This is a genomic window from Clostridium sp. D43t1_170807_H7, from assembly GCF_015555905.1.
Lineage (GTDB): Bacteria > Bacillota > Clostridia > Clostridiales > Clostridiaceae > Clostridium.
Map to the genome: position 1 here is coordinate 114,690 of NZ_JADNLK010000007.1, position 6,448 is coordinate 121,137.

The 6,448-nt window shown below is 27.0% G+C and carries 4 protein-coding genes and 1 pseudogene; 4 read left to right on the plus strand and 1 reads right to left on the minus strand.

The window, feature by feature from the left end:
• Positions 1-157: 157 nt before the first annotated feature.
• Positions 158-721 carry a DUF6431 domain-containing protein gene (locus I2E98_RS06315; protein ID WP_195468117.1) on the minus strand — a complete coding sequence of 188 codons (564 nt, stop codon included), beginning with the start codon at positions 719-721 and terminating at the stop codon, positions 158-160.
• 1,628 nt (positions 722-2,349) lie between these two features.
• Between I2E98_RS06315 and I2E98_RS06325 the strand changes: the two genes are divergently transcribed.
• The 4 genes and pseudogenes from I2E98_RS06325 to I2E98_RS06345 form a co-directional block, all read left to right on the plus strand.
• On the plus strand, positions 2,350-2,598 hold the full coding sequence (locus I2E98_RS06325) for a hypothetical protein (RefSeq protein ID WP_195468118.1): 249 nt from the start codon (positions 2,350-2,352) through the stop codon (positions 2,596-2,598).
• Between the two features lie 190 nt (positions 2,599-2,788).
• On the plus strand, positions 2,789-3,502 hold the full coding sequence (locus I2E98_RS06330; RefSeq protein ID WP_195468119.1) for a CPBP family intramembrane glutamic endopeptidase: 714 nt from the start codon (positions 2,789-2,791) through the stop codon (positions 3,500-3,502).
• 1,796 nt (positions 3,503-5,298) lie between these two features.
• On the plus strand, positions 5,299-6,096 hold the full coding sequence (locus I2E98_RS06340; RefSeq protein WP_195468120.1) for an Rpn family recombination-promoting nuclease/putative transposase: 798 nt from the start codon (positions 5,299-5,301) through the stop codon (positions 6,094-6,096).
• Between the two features lie 160 nt (positions 6,097-6,256).
• A pseudogene (locus I2E98_RS06345) lies at positions 6,257-6,448 on the plus strand (transposase); the annotation flags it as partial.

A 6,448-nucleotide genomic window follows, 5' to 3' on the forward strand; every position in this document is an offset into this window, starting at 1 on the left:
CTTAATATATAAAAGGATATGACAATTTTATTAATTTAATCCCTACAAAGTTGTGTGGGGTTGGATAAAAAGGTGAAATTTACATTTGGAAAGATAAGGATTTTAATTTTAAAATAGATATATTTCTATTAACTTGCATAACGAATAGAGGTAATGACTAAGCTAGTTTTACTTTGGATAAAAAATATCTGTTCATTTTATTAAAATAATCTTTATTAAAAATTTTAAATTGTAATTCTAATAATTTATTAATTACTTCAGCTACGCTAGCGGTAGGCTCAAGGAAAATATTACAGAAAACTCTAAAAAAATAAGCTATATTATTTAAGTTACTTTTAAAACGTCTTATATATAAGTTTATATGAGCTGATGAAAAACTTAGATTAAACATTCTATAAACGGTAAGTGATTGAGAATAAGATGCTTTTTTAGATATTATAAATTCTAATAGTCTTATTATTGTTTCTAATGTATGTTGAAAATATGGAATTAAATCAGATGGAATTATGGCATGTGTTTTTTTGCAGTTTGGACAAATAACCCTTTGTATTCTAACTCTTGCAGTTATTTCTTTACATATAATAGTTCTATGATAACTGGCATGCCTATGAAGATTACCAGCATAACCGCAGTGGCGGCAGCCATGAACAATATGATAAAAATCATCTTCAGAATTTTTTATTATTCTTTGTATAAAATTTGGAAAGTGGTCAATAATCATAAATGGAAATTGGATATAATCATTTATTAAAGAAGGAGTTTCATTAAGTTTGAGAGCTTCTTCTTTTTCTTTATATCCAAAACTTCACCTCCTACATAAATTATATCCATTATTTTATTTATCAACACACTAAGTTAGATTATTTAATCTGACTACTAAAAAAGCAAATTAAGATATCTCTTATTATTTACAAGATATTTTAATTTGCTTTTTTCTTAAGAAATTTTACCAAAATAATTTGCCGTATAACATCTTATAAAGGTAAAGAAATACCTTATGCTACAGGACATATTGATATATATAAGGTTATTAAACAAAGTATCTTAAATAGAGAACCAACGACGAATTTTGTATATGAAGATTTAATTAAAAATTGTAATGAAGATAATGTTATAAAAGTAGAGAACATCAATGGCCCAATTTTACTTGTATCTCCTGAATATGACTCAATGTGGACAAGTAAGTTATCTTGTGAAAAGATTGTAGAAAGACTGAAAAATAAAAATTTTAAATACAATTACAAACACTTAAATTATGAATATGCAACTCACATTATTTTCCCTATTTATGGTTTGGTGGATAGGTTCTTTAAAATTGGTAGAAAGCATAAAGAGTTGTGTAGAAAAAGTAAACTAGAGTTAAACGAAGAAATCCGTGATTGGATAAGAGAGTTGTGATAAATTTAAGTCATAATTAGCATTTAAATTCCGATTTGGTAAAGTGGTTTTATGAATAATTTTAATTTAATACCATGTTTAAGGTTGTTTTAGACAACCTTAAAGTTAGCTAAATATATGCAGTATTTTAAACAGAGTCATTAAAAAAGGAAACCTTAATCCTTAATTCACTTATCTTTAATCCAGAACTATTCATAGAACTTTTATCTACAGTTAGTATTACAAATTAAACTTTTCTATATATGGATAAACGAATTAATTATTAAGCTTTGAATTTATAGCCTACGGCAGCAAGGAAATCTTGATTCCATCAAGATAGTTTAATATAAAAGGGCTCTGCCCTTAAAACTGGCTCCTAATCTATTTATGTTAATTCTAACTATTTTTAATAACGAAACTGCGCCCCTTTGGACAGGTAGGACAGGTATGCCTCCATTACATATTTTAATGACAGGTAGCCTTACTAGTCCTAAAAATATGCAACTCCAGAATACTAGTCCTACTAGTCCACCTTAGACAGGAAAAAAAATCTTACTACTTAAATTCCTTTTGGATACAGGTTGCCTAACTAGCACTCCAAAAGTCATTTACTACGTAATCTTTTTTTACTAGCCTAAGGAGGGGCTTTTACTTTTCTTTAGCAATCCACTTACCTCTACGCTCACATGGACAGAGCGGAAATAATTTTTTCAAAATTATAAATTTAATTTTATATTATTAAGACTTAAATATTAGTCTTTTTTTAAAGATGAAAATATGAGTAACCACTGAAAAACAGAGGGTTTTAAAAGAAGAAGTATAAATCATTAGTAGTTGGAAAAAATTGTTTGAATATTGCTGTTGTTTAGGTATAATTAAATATATTAGCTAGAAAATATTGATAATATTTTACGGGAGAGTTTATTTTTTTAACTGCCCGATAAATGGGAATTTTTAAGGGAGGTTTATATAGTGTATTTATTATTAAGTGCTGATGGTGATATAGGACTATATAAAGTAGATAAATTCATATTAGATAACTTTAATGATATTTTAACTGATTTTTTAAAGTGGAAAAAGACTAATTGTTATGATGAAACCTTATTTGTAAAGTTTATTAAAAATAAATATGGTGATGATGCTATTATTTTTAAAAAGATAGTTGGATGTTGTCCAGATGTAGAAGAAGAATATAAAAATATAAAATGGTTTAATTTTTAAGGAGTAGAAATTCCAATTTAGCGATTAGATTTTGAGAAATAATATTGATAAATTAGGAACTAAAAGGACAAATGAATTCATAAGTCCTTTTTAAATATATTATTTAAAACTTTAGTATAATAATTAATATTCCTATAATATCAAGAATGTGGATTATTTTAGATTTATGATTAGAAAGGAAATTGATAATATGAGAAAATCAAAACTTATTCTTTTATGTATTATTGTACAGGTGATGTTAATCATCTGTGTTACATTAGCTAATATAAATCCGATACCAATGCTTTATTTTATCTTTTATAATCTTGCATATGGGATAATATTTAGTTTTTTAGTTCCTCTTTATTGTTTACATAAGGAAAAAGGTATGGCATCTTCTGTTGGTATTAAAAGGTTGGGAGTACGGCAATTTGTTGTTTTAATTGCATTTGTTGCATTTTCAATCGGTGGACAACTTATTCCAATGATACTTGCAGGAAAAGAAATACCGTGGCATCTATTACCTATGGGAATTGTGCCATTAATTATGACCACATTTTTCGAAGAATTTCTTTTTCGTGGATTTGTACAGGGTAGGGTTGAACAACACTTTGGCTGGTTATCAGCGATTATTATCTCAGGAATGATGTTTTCTCTTTATCATTTAGGTTATCCTGGATTTCGCAACATTGGTGATATTTTATTATTATTTGCTGTAGGTGTTGGATTTGCAAGTGCATACAAACTATCAGGCAATAATTTATTTGTTTCGTATTTTGTAAATCTCCCCAATGCATTCGTTACATATATGCTGAAACATAAGCAATTTCCAACTATGTATCTAAGCTCCACAATCGCAGCTACTATTACATTGACTTTGGTTGCAACAATATTTTACAGTGCATACAGGAAACAAACTAAATAACAAAATATATAAAATTTTATGTTTGAAATATAAATATAAGGAATAAATGAATATGAAAATAATGATTTTTATTGAGGGAGAACTTTAGTAATGTTCCATTTGCAAATTATAAATGTTGAAGAAAGTTTTCTTACTACAGCATTTAGAAATGAGTATTTAGAATATAAAAAGAAAGTAAATAGATATTTGGTAAGAACATTATAAATTAATAGAATGAAACAAATTTCCAATTTAGCGATTAGATTTTGAGAAATAATATTGATAAATAACGAACTAAAAGGACAATGAATTAATTTTTGAAAAAAATTTCCGCTCTGTCCCATGAACAGTGGGACTGCAACGTGAAAAGAAATTGCAAGGGGGGGACTAGCTTTCTAGCAATTGACAAAAAGGTACTAGTAAGGCTACCTGTACATTTTTGTTAATGCTGATTGCCTGTCACCCCCTAGCACCGTCTTTTGGTGATATTTACTGGTGCTAATGAGGACTAGAAAGGCTTCCTGTCCTCTAATTAGCAACTAAGTAAATATTACCAAAAGTGTCCCTGCTACCAAAAGTGGAGGAGCAAGGCTGCCTGTCCACTTTTGGTAGCAAGGACAAGGTGCGGTGCTAGTTATAGATTAAAAATAGTTAAAAGATAATAAAAATAGATTAGGAGCAAAAAGGCTAACAAGAAAAGAATTAGTTAGTAGACCATGATAGAAAAGTTTTAGTGGAAAGGACCATTGGCCCCCAACGGTTACCTAAAAGAGCAATGTTTAATCCGTAGAATTTCTTAGGTTAAAAATGGTTCGGTTCATTTTAAGAAACCTTTTTAGCCTTAGAAATACTAGGTAATAACATGCACTTCTTTTAGGTGTTGGATTAAGGGCCTAAAATAGTATAAAGTAATATTATATAATATAGCTATAACACTTATAATACTTTAGGTAATAGGGCAATATGATATACTATGATTTTAGTAAATGTAGTTACTATATTAAATGCATTAAGAATTTTAACTATTAAAATAATATTATTAAATATAAGTAATATATATTTTTATTTATTACTTTACGGAGTAAAGTTTCCACTCTGTCCAACTTTGAAAAAAGATGGACTGCAATTTCTTAATTATGGAGTAAGTGAAAAATAATGTACTAGCCTTAATGGCTTGTACATTATTTTTAGTTTACGGAATAATTATTTCCTTTTAACAAAGCAAATAGGAGCATAGTTTACGTAATATTTAAAGAATTTAAAATAAGTATAAGAATATAATAGTGTCATGATAAATTAAAGGCTCTTATTTGCGCGTAGATAGAATTAACATGATTTGAGCCCAAGGGTTTAAGGGAATGGAATGCCATTTTAAATTCAAGCTTAATAATTAATTCGTTTATCTATTTAAAGAAGAATATTAGTTAAATGATTAAAGGAAATTTAAGAGAATAAAAAGCGGTTGGGAATTAAAGATAAGTGAATTAAGGATTAAGGTTTCCTTTTCAGCGAAATCATGAATAAAGGTAGATAATTCTAATAATATATGGACTGATAATAGTTTGTACAGATATTTAGTTCAACGTGCTATAATTATTTATGATGTAGCTATAGGAGTTCTAAGGGGGGAGGACTTAAGATATTACTGGTAAGATCTCCAAAAGAAAAATTTAATAAATAGTTATGGCACCAGATAATTTATAACAAAACTAATAGTAATGTAGGAATTTCTCATTGAGATTATAATAATATTTTAATATAATAGTTATAAGAACTTAAATAAAATATAAAATGATTTAAGAATAAAGGAAATAATAATGAGTAAAACATTAAAAGAATTAAATTTAGAAGATGATTTCCTATTTGCGAAAGTAATGAGTGATAAAGAGATCTGTAAAGAGTTTTTAGAGAAGCTTTTAGAGATTGAAATTGAAAAGATAGAAATGCCTGAAAATCAAAAGACTATAGATTTACTTTTAGAAAGTAAAGGTATTAGATTAGATATATATGTTAAAGATGAAAATAACACAGTTTATAATGTTGAAATGCAAAGAGGAAAAAATAGAAATCTTCCTAAAAGATTAAGATATTATCAAGGAAACATTGATTTAGATTTAATCAGCAAAGGTGAAGATTATAGAAAACTTTCTAAAAGTTACATTATTTTTATATGTACTTTTGACTTATTTAAAGCAGGAAGACATAAATATACATTTGAAACTGTATGTGTTGAAGACAATAATATAAAGCTGAAAGATGATACAAATAAAATTATATTGAATACTAAAGGGATTATGAAAGATTTAAGTGATGAACTTATTGGATTTTTAGAGTATGTAGAACATTCAGATGATAAAACAGCTGAAAAAGCTAAAGGAACATTAGTTAAGAATATTCATAGAAGAGTAATTGAAGTTAAGAGTAATCCAAATGTGGAGGTAGAGTTTATGACACTTTTAGAGCGTGATAGAGAAAAATTAGAAGAGGGTAGAGAAGAGGAAAGATTAAATATAGCTAAAGAAATGCTTAAAGAGAATGAGCCTATTGAAAAAATAATCAAATATTCAAAGCTTACAAAAGAAGAAATTTTAGAATTAAAGAAAATTATAAAGTAAATTTTATGGAAGCCTAATGGTTTCCATTTATTTTGTAAAAATATATATTAAAAGGTTATATATAATTATAAGAATTTCTATTAATTAATGATAAACAGTCTTACAAATTGCAATTTAGCAATTAGATTTTGAGAAACAATATTGATAAATAACTAACTAAATGAAAGATTTAAGTGATGAACTTATTGGATTTTTAGAGTATGTAGAACATTCAGATGATAAAATAGCTGAAAAAGCTAAAGGTACATTAGTTAAGAATATCCATAGAAGAGTAATTGAAGTTAAGAGTAATCCAAATGTGGAGGTAGAGTTTATGACACTTTTAGAGCGTGATAGAGAAAAATTAGAAGAA